General features: G+C 57.7%; 15 protein-coding genes. 11 read left to right on the top strand and 4 right to left on the bottom strand.

Annotated features, from left to right (window positions below):
* The first annotated feature begins 6 nt into the window (after positions 1-6).
* The 8 genes from FY206_RS23005 (at position 7) to arnF (ending at position 8,227) form a co-directional block, all read left to right on the top strand.
* Complete coding sequence (locus tag FY206_RS23005) at positions 7-510, top strand: phenolic acid decarboxylase (RefSeq protein ID WP_032644607.1); 504 nt, start codon at positions 7-9, stop codon at positions 508-510.
* 326 nt (positions 511-836) lie between these two features.
* The gene (gene arnB / locus FY206_RS23000; RefSeq protein ID WP_032644606.1) at positions 837-1,976 is read left to right on the top strand and encodes a UDP-4-amino-4-deoxy-L-arabinose aminotransferase; all 1,140 of its coding nucleotides are present in this window, start codon (positions 837-839) and stop codon (positions 1,974-1,976) included.
* Between the two features lies 1 nt (position 1,977).
* Entirely contained in the window at positions 1,978-2,961 is a 984-nt protein-coding gene (gene arnC, locus FY206_RS22995; RefSeq protein ID WP_032644605.1) for an undecaprenyl-phosphate 4-deoxy-4-formamido-L-arabinose transferase, read from the top strand.
* On the top strand, positions 2,958-4,940 hold the full coding sequence (gene arnA, locus FY206_RS22990) for a bifunctional UDP-4-amino-4-deoxy-L-arabinose formyltransferase/UDP-glucuronic acid oxidase ArnA (protein ID WP_032644604.1): 1,983 nt from the start codon (positions 2,958-2,960) through the stop codon (positions 4,938-4,940). The genes arnC and arnA overlap by 4 nt, the downstream gene beginning before the upstream one ends.
* Complete coding sequence (gene arnD, locus FY206_RS22985) at positions 4,937-5,839, top strand: 4-deoxy-4-formamido-L-arabinose-phosphoundecaprenol deformylase (protein ID WP_032644603.1); 903 nt, start codon at positions 4,937-4,939, stop codon at positions 5,837-5,839. Before arnA ends, arnD begins: the two co-directional genes overlap by 4 nt.
* Positions 5,836-7,491 (top strand): lipid IV(A) 4-amino-4-deoxy-L-arabinosyltransferase, encoded by a 1,656-nt coding sequence (gene arnT / locus FY206_RS22980; RefSeq protein WP_032644602.1) that lies wholly within the window; start codon positions 5,836-5,838, stop codon positions 7,489-7,491. Before arnD ends, arnT begins: the two co-directional genes overlap by 4 nt.
* Entirely contained in the window at positions 7,488-7,826 is a 339-nt protein-coding gene (arnE, locus tag FY206_RS22975) for a 4-amino-4-deoxy-L-arabinose-phosphoundecaprenol flippase subunit ArnE (RefSeq protein WP_077064399.1), read from the top strand. Before arnT ends, arnE begins: the two co-directional genes overlap by 4 nt.
* Complete coding sequence (gene arnF / locus FY206_RS22970) at positions 7,823-8,227, top strand: 4-amino-4-deoxy-L-arabinose-phosphoundecaprenol flippase subunit ArnF (protein WP_032644600.1); 405 nt, start codon at positions 7,823-7,825, stop codon at positions 8,225-8,227. The genes arnE and arnF overlap by 4 nt, the downstream gene beginning before the upstream one ends.
* Here the strand turns inward: arnF and acpT are convergent.
* The gene (gene acpT / locus FY206_RS22965) at positions 8,160-8,780 is read right to left on the bottom strand and encodes a 4'-phosphopantetheinyl transferase AcpT (protein WP_032644599.1); all 621 of its coding nucleotides are present in this window, start codon (positions 8,778-8,780) and stop codon (positions 8,160-8,162) included. The two genes, arnF and acpT, sit on opposite strands and share 68 nt — an antisense overlap.
* A gap of 102 nt (positions 8,781-8,882) precedes the next feature.
* The gene (locus FY206_RS22960; protein ID WP_032644598.1) at positions 8,883-9,932 is read right to left on the bottom strand and encodes an AI-2E family transporter; all 1,050 of its coding nucleotides are present in this window, start codon (positions 9,930-9,932) and stop codon (positions 8,883-8,885) included.
* Positions 9,933-10,076: 144 nt separating this feature from the next.
* Between FY206_RS22960 and FY206_RS22955 the strand changes: the two genes are divergently transcribed.
* On the top strand, positions 10,077-11,294 hold the full coding sequence (locus tag FY206_RS22955; protein ID WP_032644597.1) for an MFS transporter: 1,218 nt from the start codon (positions 10,077-10,079) through the stop codon (positions 11,292-11,294).
* A gap of 3 nt (positions 11,295-11,297) precedes the next feature.
* Here the strand turns inward: FY206_RS22955 and FY206_RS22950 are convergent, their stop codons facing one another.
* The gene (locus tag FY206_RS22950) at positions 11,298-11,855 is read right to left on the bottom strand and encodes a DcrB family lipoprotein (protein WP_032644596.1); all 558 of its coding nucleotides are present in this window, start codon (positions 11,853-11,855) and stop codon (positions 11,298-11,300) included.
* Positions 11,856-11,927: 72 nt separating this feature from the next.
* Complete coding sequence (locus FY206_RS22945) at positions 11,928-12,593, bottom strand: 7-cyano-7-deazaguanine/7-aminomethyl-7-deazaguanine transporter (RefSeq protein WP_032644595.1); 666 nt, start codon at positions 12,591-12,593, stop codon at positions 11,928-11,930.
* 167 nt (positions 12,594-12,760) lie between these two features.
* Between FY206_RS22945 and tusA the strand changes: the two genes are divergently transcribed.
* Both tusA and FY206_RS22935 read left to right on the top strand, forming a co-directional pair.
* Entirely contained in the window at positions 12,761-13,003 is a 243-nt protein-coding gene (gene tusA / locus FY206_RS22940) for a sulfurtransferase TusA (protein ID WP_032644594.1), read from the top strand.
* A 270-nt stretch (positions 13,004-13,273) separates the two neighbouring features.
* Entirely contained in the window at positions 13,274-14,209 is a 936-nt protein-coding gene (locus FY206_RS22935; protein WP_032638800.1) for an IS110 family RNA-guided transposase, read from the top strand.
* Positions 14,210-14,234: the final 25 nt, after the last annotated feature.

The raw sequence follows: 14,234 nt of genomic DNA, 5'->3' as shown, positions 1-14,234 counted from the left end.
CACATTATGAGCAACTTCGACAAACATGACTTAAGCGGCTTCGTCGGCAAACATCTGGTATATACCTACGATAACGGCTGGAACTACGAAATTTACGTCAAAAATGAAAACACCCTCGACTACCGTATTCACAGCGGCCTGGTCGGAAACCGTTGGGTGAAAGATCAGCAGGCGTACATCGTTCGCGTTGGGGAGAGCATCTATAAAATCTCCTGGACCGAGCCAACCGGCACCGACGTGAGCCTGATTGTGAACCTGGGCGACAAACTGTTCCACGGCACCATCTTCTTCCCGCGCTGGGTCATGAACAACCCTGAAAAAACCGTCTGCTTCCAGAACGATCATATTCCGCTGATGAACAGCTATCGCGATGCAGGCCCGGCGTATCCAACGGAAGTGATTGATGAATTTGCCACCATCACCTTTGTACGCGACTGCGGTGCAAATGACGAAAGCGTAATCGCCTGCGCGGCCAGTGAATTACCGAAAAACTTTCCAGATAACCTGTAATAAGCGCGACAATTAACTAAAAACAAAAGTTCCCGGCTATTTCATATTATTTTGAAATAGCCGGGATTTTTTTTGTTTGTTGAGGGTTGGTTTAAATGAATTCATTTCAAAATGTTGCTGAAGATCACACTAAAAATATTTAATATTAATTTAACTTGTTGTTTTTAAACTATCTGCTAGTTGTCTTATAACGTTGCAAACGTTGTCTTAATTTTTCCCTAAGGAAAGAGAGCTACTTTGATATGAGTTTATGGTTCGTTGAAATAATCGAACTGTCATTTGGTTAATATCAAAAACGTGCCATTTTTATTGCAAGGAAATTAATAATGAGTGATTTTCTGCCTTTTTCGCGGCCGTCGATGGGCGCTGAGGAAATTGCGGCGCTTCAGGACGTTTTGATGTCGGGCTGGATCACCACTGGGCCTAAGAATCAGGAACTCGAAGAGGCATTCTGTCAACTTACCGGGAATCAGCATGCGATTGCCGTCTGTTCCGCCACCGCAGGCATGCACGTCACGCTGATGGCGCTGGATATTGGCCCGGGCGATGAAGTCATTACGCCTTCCCAGACCTGGGTCTCCACGCTGAATATGATCGTGTTGCTGGGCGCCACGCCGGTCATGATTGATGTGGACAAAGACACCTTAATGGTGACCCCAGAAGCCGTTGAAGCCGCCATTACCCCGCGTACCAAAGCCATTATCCCCGTTCATTATGCCGGTGCGCCGTGTGACATCGACGCTATTCATGCCATTGGTGAACGTCACGGTATTCCGGTGATTGAAGATGCGGCCCACGCCGCGGGAACGTACTACAAGAACCGCCATGTGGGCTGGAAAGGGACGGCGATTTTCTCCTTCCACGCCATTAAAAATATGACCTGCGCGGAAGGCGGCCTGGTGGTCACCGATAACGCGCAGCTGGCGCAGCGGATCCGCAGTCTGAAATTCCATGGCCTGGGGGTAGACGCCTATGACCGCCAGACGCACGGGCGTGCGCCGCAGGCGGAAGTCATTACTCCCGGTTATAAATACAACCTGGCAGATATCAACGCCGCGCTGGCGCTGGTGCAGTTAGGCAAACTGAAAGAGGCCAACAGGCGCCGTGAGGAAATAGCACAACGCTATTTGCGTGAGCTTGCCGATACGCCGTTCCAGCCGCTGACCATTCCGTCATGGCCGCACGTGCACGCCTGGCACCTGTTTATTATTCGCGTTGACGAAGCGCGCTGCGGGATCTCACGCGACAACCTGATGGCGGCGCTGAAGGAGAAAGGCATCGGTACCGGTCTCCACTTCCGCGCGGCCCACACCCAAAAATACTACCGCGAGCGTTTTCCTGATGTATCGCTCCCGAATTCTGAATGGAATAGCGCGCGTATTTGTTCTCTCCCTCTGTTCCCGGACATGACTCATGACGACACAACCCGCGTCATTACCGCACTCCATCAGCTTGCAGGACATTGATATGTTCAGTGCACCGCCTGTACAAAAAGTATCCGTGGTCATCCCGGTTTATAACGAGCAGGAGAGCCTGCCCGAACTGATCCGCCGCACAACGGCCGCCTGCGACACGATGGGCAAGGCTTACGAAATTCTGCTGGTGGACGATGGCAGTAGCGATAATTCCGCGCTGATGCTGACCGAGGCCGCGCAGGCCGAAGGCAGCCACATTGTTGCCGTGCTGCTCAACCGCAACTACGGCCAGCACTCGGCAATCATGGCGGGGTTCAGCCACGTCACGGGCGATCTCATCATCACCCTGGACGCTGACCTGCAAAACCCGCCGGAAGAGATCCCGCGCCTGGTGGCCAAAGCCGACGAAGGCTACGACGTGGTCGGCACGGTACGTCAGAACCGTCAGGACAGCCTGTTCCGCAAGCTGGCCTCGCGTACCATCAACCGTCTTATCCAGCGCACGACCGGTAAAGCGATGGGCGACTACGGCTGCATGCTGCGCGCTTACCGCCGCCATATTGTCGACGCCATGCTCCATTGCCACGAGCGCAGCACCTTCATTCCGATTCTGGCGAATACCTTTGCCCGTAAGGCAACGGAAATTCCGGTTCTGCACGCCGAGCGCGAGCACGGGGAATCGAAGTACAGCTTTATGCGTCTCATCAACCTGATGTACGACCTCATCACCTGCCTGACCACCACGCCGCTGCGTCTGCTGAGCGTTTTCGGCAGCATCATTGCGCTGGCGGGCTTTGCGATTTCTGTCCTGCTGGTGGTACTGCGCCTGGTCTTTGGCCCGCAGTGGGCGGCGGAAGGGGTCTTCATGCTCTTTGCCGTGCTGTTTATGTTCATCGGCGCCCAGTTTGTCGGGATGGGCCTTCTCGGTGAATACATTGGCCGTATCTATAACGACGTTCGTGCGCGTCCGCGCTACTTTATTCAACGTGTTGTCCGTCAGGAACACAAAGCATCTCAAGAGGAAATTCACCCATGAAAGCTGTTGTATTTGCGTATCACGATATGGGGTGCACGGGCACGCTGGCCCTGCTGGAAGCGGGCTATGACATTGCGGCAATCTTTACCCATCCGGACACGGCTGGAGAGAATAACTTTTTCGGCTCCGTGGCGCGCATCGCCGCCGAGCGCGGGATCCCGGTCTATGCGCCGGACGACGTTAACCACCCGCTGTGGGTAGATCGCATCCGCGCCCTCGCGCCTGACGTGATTTTCTCGTTCTACTATCGCAACCTGCTCTCTGACGAGATCTTAGGCCTGGCCGCAAAAGGCGCCTTTAATCTTCACGGTTCTCTGCTGCCTGCCTACCGTGGCCGCGCCCCGCTGAACTGGGTGCTGGTGAACGGTGAAACGGAAACCGGCGTGACGCTGCACCGCATGGTGCATCGTGCGGATGCGGGCGCTATCGTGGCACAGCAGAAGGTCGCTATTGATGCGGACGAAACCGCGCTGCAGCTGCATCAGAAGCTGAACGCGACGGCACAGACGCTGCTGCGTGATGCCCTTCCCGCCATCCTTAACGGCACCTTCAACGAAACCGCACAGGACGAGAGCAAGGCAAGCTGCTTTGGCCGCCGCGCGCCGGAAGATGGTCGTCTGGACTGGAACAAACCGGCTCGCCAGCTGCACAACCTGGTGCGCGCCGTAACCGATCCGTGGCCGGGCGCCTACAGCTTTGCGGGCGTAAGCAAATTCATCGTCTGGAAATCCCGCGTGCGTGACGACATTCCTGCCGCGAAGCCGGGCACCGTCGTCTCCGTCTCCCCGCTGGTTGTGAGCTGCGGCGAGCAGGCGCTGGAGATCGTTACCGGACAAACCGACAACGGCCTGTACGTTCAGGGCACACAGCTGGCGCAGTCTCTGGGCCTGGTGGCCGGGGCGCTGATCACCAGCGCACCGGTGGTTGCCATCAAACGCCGCACCCGCGTGCTGATCCTCGGCGTGAACGGCTTTATCGGTAACCACCTGACCGAACGTCTGCTTAAGGACGATAACTACGAAATTTACGGGCTGGATATCGGCTCCGATGCCATCAGCCGCTTCCTCGACAACCCGCGCTTCCACTTCGTGGAAGGGGACATCAGCATCCATTCCGAGTGGATTGAATACCACATTAAGAAATGCGACGTGGTGCTGCCGCTGGTCGCCATTGCCACGCCAATCGAGTACACCCGTAACCCGCTGCGCGTGTTCGAGCTGGACTTCGAAGAGAACCTGAAGATCATCCGCGACTGCGTGAAATACGACAAGCGCATCATCTTCCCGTCCACCTCTGAAGTGTACGGCATGTGTACCGATAAGAACTTCGATGAAGACACCTCCAACCTGGTGGTCGGGCCGATCAACAAACAGCGCTGGATTTACTCCGTTTCCAAACAGCTGCTGGACCGCGTGATTTGGGCCTACGGTGAGAAAGAGGGCCTGCGCTTTACCCTGTTCCGTCCGTTCAACTGGATGGGCCCGCGTCTGGATAACCTGAACGCGGCGCGTATCGGCAGCTCCCGTGCGATCACCCAGCTGATCCTGAACCTGGTCGAAGGCTCGCCGATTAAGCTTATCGAAGGCGGCAAGCAGAAGCGCTGCTTCACCGATATCAGCGACGGTATCGAAGCGCTGTTCCGCATCATCGAAAACAAGGATAACCGCTGCAACGGTGAAATCATCAACATCGGTAACCCGGACAACGAAGCGAGCATTCGCGAGCTGGCCGAGATGCTGCTGGCCAGCTTTGAGCGCCATCCGCTGCGCGATAAGTTCCCGCCGTTTGCCGGTTTCCGCGAAGTGGAAAGCAGCAGCTACTACGGTAAAGGCTATCAGGACGTTGAGCACCGTAAGCCAAGCATTCGCAACGCGAAGCGCTGCCTGAACTGGACGCCGACGGTGAAGATGGAGCTAACCATTGATGAGACGCTCGATTTCTTCCTGCGCACCGTGGAGCTGTCGGAACAGGCCTCATGAAAAAAGTCGGTTTACGCATTGATGTCGATACCTTCAGGGGAACGCGTGACGGCGTACCCAAACTGCTGGAACTGCTGAACAAGCACGGCGTGCGTTCAAGCATTTTCTTCAGCGTGGGGCCTGACAACATGGGACGCCATTTATGGCGTCTGATTAAACCGGCATTTCTGTTCAAAATGCTGCGCTCGCGCGCAGCATCCCTCTACGGCTGGGATATTCTGCTGGCCGGCACCGCCTGGCCCGGCAGACGCATCGGCGCGGGTAATGAAGCCGTTATCCGTGAGGCGGCGCAGCATCATGAGGTCGGTCTGCACGCCTGGGATCACCATGCCTGGCAGGCCTGGGCGGGCGTGTGGGATATCCCGCGCCTGTCCCGTGAGGTCGAGCGTGGAATGCTGGAGCTGGAGGCCATTATCGGCCAGCCCGTGCGCTGCTCCGCCGTGGCGGGGTGGCGTGCGGATCAGCGCGTCGTGAAGGCCAAAGAGGCCTTCGCGTTTCGCTACAACAGCGATTGCCGCGGAACCGGGCCCTTTTTGCCGCTGTTAGGCGAAAATCGCTACGGTACGGTGCAAATTCCGGTCACGCTTCCCACCTGGGATGAGGTGGTCGGGCGCGAGGTGAAGGCGGATGAGTTCAATCGCTTCATTCTGGACCGGATCCATCGTGACGCCGGTACGCCGGTGTATACCATCCATGCCGAAGTGGAGGGGATTGCGTATCAGCATGATTTCGACGAGCTGCTGACGATGGCCGCGAAAGAGGGCATCGAATTCTGCCCGTTGAGCGAGCTGCTGCCAGGCGACCTCAGCACCCTGCCGGTGGGCAAAGTCGTCCGTAATGAACTGGCTGGCCGGGAAGGCTGGCTTGGCTATCAACAAACCGTGAGTTCGGTCCCATGAAAACAGCCCGTTATGGCTTAGCGCTTCTCGCACTGTTTATCGTTTACTACCTCATTCCCGTCGATGTCCGCCTGCTTTGGCAGCCTGATGAAACCCGCTATGCGGAAATCAGCCGCGAAATGCTGGCCTCAGGAGACTGGGTTGTCCCGCATTTTCTGGGGCTGCGTTACTTTGAAAAACCTATAGCCGGCTACTGGATCAACAGCATCGGGCAGATGCTATTCGGGCACACGAATCTTGCCGTGCGCGCCGGGTCCATTTTCTCCACCGGGGTCGCGGCGCTGCTGGTGATCTGGATGGCCTGGCGTCTCTGGCGGGATAAGCGGGTAGCCATTTTCTCCGGTCTTATCTTCCTGACGCTGTTCCTGGTGTATGGCATCGGCACGTATGCGGTGCTGGATCCCATCATCACCCTGTGGCTGGTGGCGGCGATGTGCAGCTTCTGGCTGGCCTCACAGGCGCAAACCGTGGCCGGAAAAGCGGGTGGCTATGTGCTGCTCGGGCTGGCCTGCGGAATGGGGGTGATGACCAAAGGCTTCCTGGCGCTGGCGGTACCGGTAATTGGCGTGCTGCCGTGGGTCATCGCCCAGAGGCGCTGGAAAGAGGTGCTGATTTTTGGCTGGCTCGCGATCCTGAGCTGCGTGCTGATTGTTCTGCCGTGGGGGCTGGCCATTGCGCAGCGTGAGCCTGACTTCTGGCGCTACTTCTTCTGGGTTGAGCATATTCAGCGTTTCGCCCAGAGCGACGCGCAGCACAAGGCCCCGTTCTGGTACTACGTGCCGTTCCTGATTGCGGGCAGCCTGCCGTGGCTTGCGCTGCTGCCCGGCGCGATTCGTCTGGGCTGGAATGACAGACAAAGCGCGGGGGGCGGGTTCTATCTGCTGGGCTGGGTGGTGATGCCGCTGCTGTTCTTCAGCATCGCTAAGGGCAAGCTGCCGACCTATATCCTGCCGTGCTTTGCCCCGCTGGCTATCCTGATGGCGCGCTATGCCTGCCTCGCGGCGGAAAAAGGCGCCAGAGCGTTACGCATTAACGGCGGGATTAACCTGGCGTTTGGCGCTATCGGCGTGGTGGCGGCGCTGGTGGTCTCGCCGTGGGGATTGTCTAAGCATCCCGTCTGGACCTCGGTGGAACTGTATAAAGTGTTCTGCGCGGTGGTCGCGTTCCTCGTCTGGGCGGCGGTAGGCTGGTTTACGCTCAGGCAGAGCCATCAGCGCTGGTGGCTGGCGGCGCTCTGCCCAGCGGGTCTGGCGTTGCTGATTGGTTTTGCCATTCCTAACCTGGTGGTGGATTCCAAACAGCCGCAGTCGCTGGTCGACACCGTGCGCGAGCCGCTGCAGGACAGCCGGTTTGTGCTGGCCAATAACGTGGGCGTGGCCGCAGGCCTGGCGTGGGAGCTGAAGCGCAATGACATCACGATGTTCGATCAGAGCGGCGAGCTGCGCTACGGGCTGGATTATCCCGATGCGAAAGATCGTTATGTTGATAAAGATGACTTCGCGCAGTGGCTGGCGGCGCATCGCCAGCAGGGGCGCATATCGCTGGTGATTCTGTTGTCAAAACAAGACGATATCGCGCGCGAAAATCTGCCAGAGCCGGACAGCGTCTATATCCAGGGTCGTCTGGCCTACCTGCAGTATCTGCCGAAGTGATGACCTGGATCTGGCTGGTACTCGCAAGCCTGCTCACCTGCGCGGGGCAGCTGTGCCAGAAGCAGGCTACCCGTCCGGCGAAAGCCGGGCGGCGCGGCGTGCATATCGCGCTGTGGCTTGGCCTGGCGCTGCTGGCGCTGGGCTGCGGCATGCTGGTCTGGCTGGTGGTGCTGCAACGCCTGCCCGTCGGCATTGCTTACCCCATGCTGAGCCTGAATTTTGTCTGGGTGACGCTGGCGGCGAAGGTATTCTGGCGTGAAAACGTCGCGTCGCATCACTGGCTGGGGGTCGGGTTGATCATCATTGGGATTGTTGTTCTGGGAGGGAGCCTGTGAAAGGGGCATTCTGGGCGTTATGCAGCGTGCTGTTAGTCAGCGCGGCGCAGCTGTTGCTGCGCGATGCCATGCAGGCACTGCCGCCCGTCAGCGATGTTCTGGCGCTTATTTCCGCGCTGTGGCACTTCTCATCCGGCACCGGCGCGCTGCTGCTGGGGCTGATGGGGTATGTGGCCTCTATGGGCTGCTGGTATCTGGCGCTGCATCGCATGGCGCTCAGCAAAGCGTATGCCTTGCTGAGCCTCAGCTACATCCTGGTGTGGGGTGCCGCGATCCTGCTGCCGGGCTGGGAGGAGCGCTTCTCATGGCACGGGCTGGTGGGGGTCGGATTTATTATTCTGGGCGTGTTGACGATTTTTCGACCAGCACGTCGTCAGCAGAGTGGATCAGCCCGGCGCTGAGCTCGAAGGGCGTCGCGGTACAGACCGCAAGACTCAGCGAGTCTATTCGGCAGTGGCTGACCGAGTGAAACGCGCTGGCGGTACTGTCAATGCTCACCATTTGCCAGGCATGGCCGCCGCACTGCTTAACGATCGCTTCCTTCCGCGTCCAGATGCGCCAGAATGCCGTAAGCTGGCGCTCTGGCGTTTCCTTTTCCAGCTCTTCATGCTCGCCGCCGCTGAAGACGGCATTGGCGAGCGTGTGCCAGTTATCCTGCGGGCGAATACGCTCCAGGGAACAGCCCACGTTGCCTTCATCACTGATAATTAACGCAATGTCATCATCCGAGTGGCTAAGGCTAAACCACAGCGGATAGTCGCCGGCAAAAAGGGGCTTCCCCTGTTCGTTGTGGATAATCTCCGGGAGCGACGCCGGGGCCAGCAGACGCGAAAGCAACCCGCGTCCCGCCAGCCAGCGCGCGCGCTGATTGCCTTCCGGCGCGTGTCGGGAAAGCGCTTCAGCCCAGCGGCTGGCGCTCAGCGAGGAGATTTTTCCCAGAAAAACCTGGTACATATAACGTCTGGCCCTTCAGTCAAAACAGCGCGTCGCAAAGTTGCGCAGCGAAACCATTACTATAATCTATTGTCCCCGGTAATGGCTAACCCGACCAGCGGCTTAGCCCGGTAACCGGCTTTTTGGCCGCCCCGGCCCGAGCAGGATCGCCAGCTTGCTGCCGCCTTTGGTGGTCTCCATCCAGATCTTACACACGCTGGTCAGGGGGACAGACAGCAGCATCCCGACCGGGCCGAGCAGCCATCCCCAAACCAGTAAGGATAAAAACACCACCAGCGTCGACATGCCGAGCCGGTGTCCCATCATGCGCGGCTCAAGAATATTCCCCAGCACCATATGCACGACGAGGAACAGCGCGCCGACCAGCATGCATTCGTAAAAACCGTTAAACAGAAACGCCTGAATCATTGGCGGCACGGCGGAAAGCACTGCGCCAATATTGGGCACGTAGTTCAGCAGAAAGGCCAGCACGCCCCACATCAGCGCGAACTGCACGTCCATCAGCATCAGCCCGAGCCAGACAATCACCCCCGTCCAGACGCTCAGGAGGGTTTTCAGCGCCAGATATTTAGAGACGCCCTTCAGCGCCCGGTGCAGGCCGGCAATGTGGATCTGCGGATTATTTAACGCAAAGCGCAGCTTATAGGGGACGTGGCGGACTTCGAACAGCATAAACACTACCGTCATGACCAGCAGCAGAATGCTGGCCATCGCGCCGGACAGCCCCGTCATCAGGGTGGTTGCATAGGTCATGACCTTTTCGGAATCCATCCTGCGCAGCATCCGTTCGGGTGAGATATGCAGATTAAGAAAGGGCACCATCTCCTGCAGCGCCACAATTTTACGCGTCAGCTCTTTGTTGTACTGCGGCAGCATGGTGGAGAATTCACTCAGCGAGGCCGCCAGCACGCCGAAGAGCGCCGTCAGGGCAATCAGCATCACGATGACGACGATGGTGATGGCAACCGGACGGCTCACCCCACGGCGTAAAAACCAGGTGACCAGCGGATTAAGCACGATGGCAAAAAAGAGCGCCAGCAGGAGCTGAACAATAATGTCGGCAGCAGCATGGATACCCGCAAGGATAACCACCAGACAGGCGAGCTTTAATAAGATGTGGAGTCCTGCTTTGTCGGACGGGTTAGCGATCATGCGTGTTCCTTAATATGATGACCCGGTAAGTGTAGTGCCCGGGCCTCGCTTCGTCTGGCACCGTTAATCTGAAAGTCGGGGCTGATTTTCTTATGGCGCCGTGGTAATAGTGAAACACTGTTGTAAAAATCCAGGTAGAACCCCATGCCCGAACCCGCCGCTGAACCGGCACTGAGCGGACTGCGCCTCAATCTGCGCATCGTTTCCGTTGTGATTTTTAACTTTGCCAGCTATCTGACCATCGGCCTGCCGCTGGCGGTCCTGCCGGGCTATGTCCATGACGTGATGGGCTTCAGCGCCTTCTGGGCGGGGCTGGTAATTAGCCTGCAGTATTTCGCTACGCTTCTCAGCCGCCCGCATGCCGGGCGCTACGCGGACGCGTTCGGGCCAAAAAGCATTGTAGTAGTGGGGCTGTGCGGCTGCTTCCTCAGCGGCCTGAGCTACCTGCTGGCGGCCACCACAAGCCACTGGCCGCTGGTCAGCCTGGCGCTGCTCTGCCTGGGCCGCGTCATCCTCGGTATTGGGCAAAGCCTGGCGGGAACCGGCTCGACGCTGTGGGGCGTGGGGGTGGTTGGCGCGCCGCACATTGGCCGGGTGATCTCCTGGAACGGGATTGTCACTTACGGCGCGATGGCGCTTGGGGCGCCGCTCGGCGTGGCCTGCTATGCGCTTGGCGGGCTATATGGGCTTTCCATCACCATTATGGCGGTCGCGCTGCTGGCGATCCTGTTTGCGCTGCCGCGCCCGAAGGTGAAGGCCAGCAAGGGCAAGCCGCTGCCGTTTCGGGCGGTGCTGGGACGCGTCTGGCCGTACGGCATGGCCCTGGCCCTGGCGACCACCGGTTTCGGCGTCATTGCGACCTTCATTACCCTGTTCTACGACGCCAAAGGCTGGGACGGCGCGGCCTTTGCGTTAACCCTGTTCAGCTGTGCGTTTGTTGGCGCCCGCCTGCTTTTTCCTAACGGCATCAACCGCCTGGGCGGGCTGAACGTGGCGATGATCTGCTTTGCGATAGAGATTGTCGGGCTGCTGCTGACCGGAATAGCGATGGTGCCCTGGGTCGCGAAGGTGGGCGTGTTTCTCGCGGGGGCAGGCTTTTCCCTGGTCTTCCCGGCGCTGGGCGTGGTGGCGGTAAAAGCCGTGCCGCAGCAGAATCAGGGCGCGGCGCTGGCGACCTATACGGTGTTTATGGATATGTCGTTAGGCATTACCGGCCCGCTGGCGGGGCTGGTGATGGCCTGGGCAGGCGTGCCGGTGATTTATCTTGCCGCGGCGGGTCTGGTGGTCATTGCGCTGCTGCTGACGTGGCGGCTAAAAAAAGGGCCCCCGGTGCAGGCACCGGAGGCCACGTCATCATCGTGAAGGTTACTGGATCACGATGGTGTTAATGATGTTTTCAGCCGCCGTCTGCGCTTTCTGCTGATCTTCCGCTGGCAGGGTGATCTGCAGGGTCAGCAGTTTGTTATCGACCTTGCCCAGCACGACAGAAGACCAGGCGGTCTGGCCTTTGGCGGAGATGATGCTGTCCAGCTGTTGCAGCGTGTGGCCTTTCAGCTCGATGGATTTATTGGTCACCACCTGCAGCTGCGGGTCGCGGCCGCGCTGCTGATCTTCCAGACGTTTGGACAGCACGGCCAGGTCTTCGCTGGTGTCGTCGCCCACAATCACAATGACCGCTTTCTGCCCGGTTGCGTCGGAGTAAACGTGCATGTTGTTCGCCTGGGTGCCCAGCTTGCCGCTCTGGTCAGTCATATCGGCTGGCAGAGAGAAAGTGAGTTTGCCATCCATCAGATTCACCGGCTGACCGGTCGCGTTGCTCTCTGCGGATGCGCCCTGAGCAGGCGTTTTCGTGTCGCTGTTATCACAGGCTGCAAGACCCACAACCAGCAGGCCAATCCCGACATATTTAACCAGATTGCGCATTGACTTCTTCCTTTCGATAAACGGCCATAACGGCTCATTTGCTCATCTTATCACAACTGATAAAGCGAACCCTTAACCAGCCTGCAATGCCGTGATTTCAGATTTATCTGCCAGCCTTTTCAGCAGCATATTGAGCAGTAAGCCGTACATCGGCAGGAAGAAAACAATGCTGATGAGGACCTTGAAGCAGTAGTCCACCAGCGCGATTTCCATCCAGTGCTCGGCCATGAACGCGTCCGGGCTGCGCCAGAAGGCTATGAAGAAGAAGGCCAGCGTATCGCTCACGTTACCGAACAGCGTGGAGGCAGTAGGCGCCATCCACCAGCGATGGTTCCGACGCAGGCGGTTAAACACGTGCACGTCGAGGATCTGCCCCAGCGCGTAGGCCATAAAGCTTGCCGCAGCGATACGGGCGACAAACAGGTTGAATTGGGTTAACGCCTCGATGCCCTGCCAGCTTCCCATATAAAACAGAGACGACACTACGTACGAGATGAACAGCGCCGGAAGCATGACCGCAAAAATAATGCGGCGAGCCAGCGGGGCGCCAAAGATACGCACGGTTAAATCCGTGGCGAGGAAAATAAACGGAAAGCTGAACGCGCCCCAGGTCGTATGGAAACCAAAGATGGAGATCGGGAGCTGCACCAGATAGTTGCTGGAGGTGATCACCAGCAAATGGAAAAGCGAAAGCCAGAACAACGCTTTTACGCGCTGTGATTCAGAAAACTGCGTCATATTGTGACCTTTTTATACGTTGGGGTGAGGGAACCCAATAAAAACCGCAGCATGATACTGCTTTAGCCGGACATTGCAATGGTTGATTTTTACGCAATCGTTAACCTGGTTTGCATTGCGCGCAACCGGGCGTAAACTACAGCCGTTTTTACCAGACCGAGAAGACCATGACCGACCTGTTTTCCAGCCCAGACCACACCCTTGATGCCCAGGGCCTTCGCTGCCCGGAACCGGTAATGATGGTGCGTAAAACCGTGCGCAATATGCAGTCCGGTGAAACGCTGCTGATCGTTGCCGACGACCCGGCCACGACCCGCGATATTCCCGGTTTTTGTACCTTTATGGAGCATGAGCTGGTGGCACAGCAGACAGAAGCGCTGCCGTATCGATATTTGATTCGTAAGGGCTAAGTTTTGTAGGCCGGGTAAGACGAAGCCGCCACCCGGCAAAAATACGTCCTCTGCGGCCTGATGCCCTTGTATGTTTAAAGTCACTTCAGTTACCCGTCAACAGACGGGTAAACTGTCACTGAGTTTGACCTGATGCCACAGCCCGTTAGCCCTCTGGGTTTCCAAGCCCGCGGGTGAGCTCATGGCGTGGCATCAGTTTTCCTGTTAACCCGAACAGCTGCCTGGGCGGCCTGTGCCAGCCCGTATATTACAAGGCCGGGAGACTCGAACATGACTGAACATACCAACGTTGGCATCGATATCGCCAAAGAGACCTTTGATGTATTTATCAGTCCTGACGGGATTTTTCTTCATCTGGATAATACCCCTCAGGGCCATCAGCTACTCCTCGACGCCCTTTCATCCCGTACCGTTACACGCATCGTGATGGAAGCCACGGGGCGCTACCACAACCTGCTTGCTGCCACGCTTGAACTTGCCGGGCTGCCTGTCGCCGTCGTTAATCCTGCTCAGGTCAAACACTTCGCCCGCGCTCTCGGGACGCTGTTCAAGACAGACCCGAACGATGCCCGCATCATCTGCGAGTTTGGCCGCAGGATGACACCGGATATCAGACCCGCTCCGGACGAACAGACGCAGCGTCTCGCCATGATGGTATCCCGCCGCCGCCAGTTGGTGGACAACAGAACCATGGAGCAGAACCGCTACGGCTCCTGCACTGATGAGCTTATCCGGATGGGTATCAAACGGCATATTGACTGGCTTAACGCAGAGATAAAGGACACGGATGACGACATCGACCAGCAGATAAAAGTGATGCCGCTATGGCAGGAGAAAGTGAAGCTGCTGGAAGAAGTCAAGGGTATAGGACGGACAACGCTGGCGGTTCTGCTGTCGATGCTGCCGGAGCTGGGACAACTTAACAGACGTAAAATCAGCGCACTGGTAGGCGTGTGTCCTTATGCCCATGACAGCGGAAAGATGAAAGGAAAACGATGTATCTGGGGAGGACGAAGTGCGGTGCGTGCAGCGCTGTACATGGCGGCAATGTCAGCGGTGCGTTATAACCCAACCATACAGGCTTTTTTTGAGAAACTGAGAAGCAAGGGAAAAGCCTTTAAAGTGGCGATGACAGCCTGCGTCAGAAAGCTGGTAACAATCCTGAATGCGATGGTGCGGGACAATAAAAAATGGGCGGCAGCTTAGTCGTCAGCTGTTGACTTTAAACACA

The sequence above is a fragment of the Enterobacter chengduensis genome, from assembly GCF_001984825.2.
GTDB classification, from domain to species: domain Bacteria; phylum Pseudomonadota; class Gammaproteobacteria; order Enterobacterales; family Enterobacteriaceae; genus Enterobacter; species Enterobacter chengduensis.
Note: the sequence above shows the minus strand (reverse complement) of the source record. Positions and strands in the feature narration are given on the sequence as shown.

What these genes read in the sequence shown, in the direction of transcription:
- FY206_RS23005 (WP_032644607.1), top strand. Translation starts at nt 7, where the DNA reads ATGAGCAACTTCGACAAACATGACTTAAGCGGCTTCGTCGGCAAACAT.
- arnB (WP_032644606.1), top strand. Translation starts at nt 837, where the DNA reads ATGAGTGATTTTCTGCCTTTTTCGCGGCCGTCGATGGGCGCTGAGGAA.
- arnC (WP_032644605.1), top strand. Translation starts at nt 1,978, where the DNA reads ATGTTCAGTGCACCGCCTGTACAAAAAGTATCCGTGGTCATCCCGGTT.
- arnA (WP_032644604.1), top strand. Translation starts at nt 2,958, where the DNA reads ATGAAAGCTGTTGTATTTGCGTATCACGATATGGGGTGCACGGGCACG.
- arnD (WP_032644603.1), top strand. Translation starts at nt 4,937, where the DNA reads ATGAAAAAAGTCGGTTTACGCATTGATGTCGATACCTTCAGGGGAACG.
- arnT (WP_032644602.1), top strand. Translation starts at nt 5,836, where the DNA reads ATGAAAACAGCCCGTTATGGCTTAGCGCTTCTCGCACTGTTTATCGTT.
- acpT (WP_032644599.1), bottom strand. Translation starts at nt 8,780, where the DNA reads ATGTACCAGGTTTTTCTGGGAAAAATCTCCTCGCTGAGCGCCAGCCGC.
- FY206_RS22960 (WP_032644598.1), bottom strand. Translation starts at nt 9,932, where the DNA reads ATGATCGCTAACCCGTCCGACAAAGCAGGACTCCACATCTTATTAAAG.
- FY206_RS22955 (WP_032644597.1), top strand. Translation starts at nt 10,077, where the DNA reads ATGCCCGAACCCGCCGCTGAACCGGCACTGAGCGGACTGCGCCTCAAT.
- FY206_RS22950 (WP_032644596.1), bottom strand. Translation starts at nt 11,855, where the DNA reads ATGCGCAATCTGGTTAAATATGTCGGGATTGGCCTGCTGGTTGTGGGT.
- FY206_RS22945 (WP_032644595.1), bottom strand. Translation starts at nt 12,593, where the DNA reads ATGACGCAGTTTTCTGAATCACAGCGCGTAAAAGCGTTGTTCTGGCTT.
- tusA (WP_032644594.1), top strand. Translation starts at nt 12,761, where the DNA reads ATGACCGACCTGTTTTCCAGCCCAGACCACACCCTTGATGCCCAGGGC.
- FY206_RS22935 (WP_032638800.1), top strand. Translation starts at nt 13,274, where the DNA reads ATGACTGAACATACCAACGTTGGCATCGATATCGCCAAAGAGACCTTT.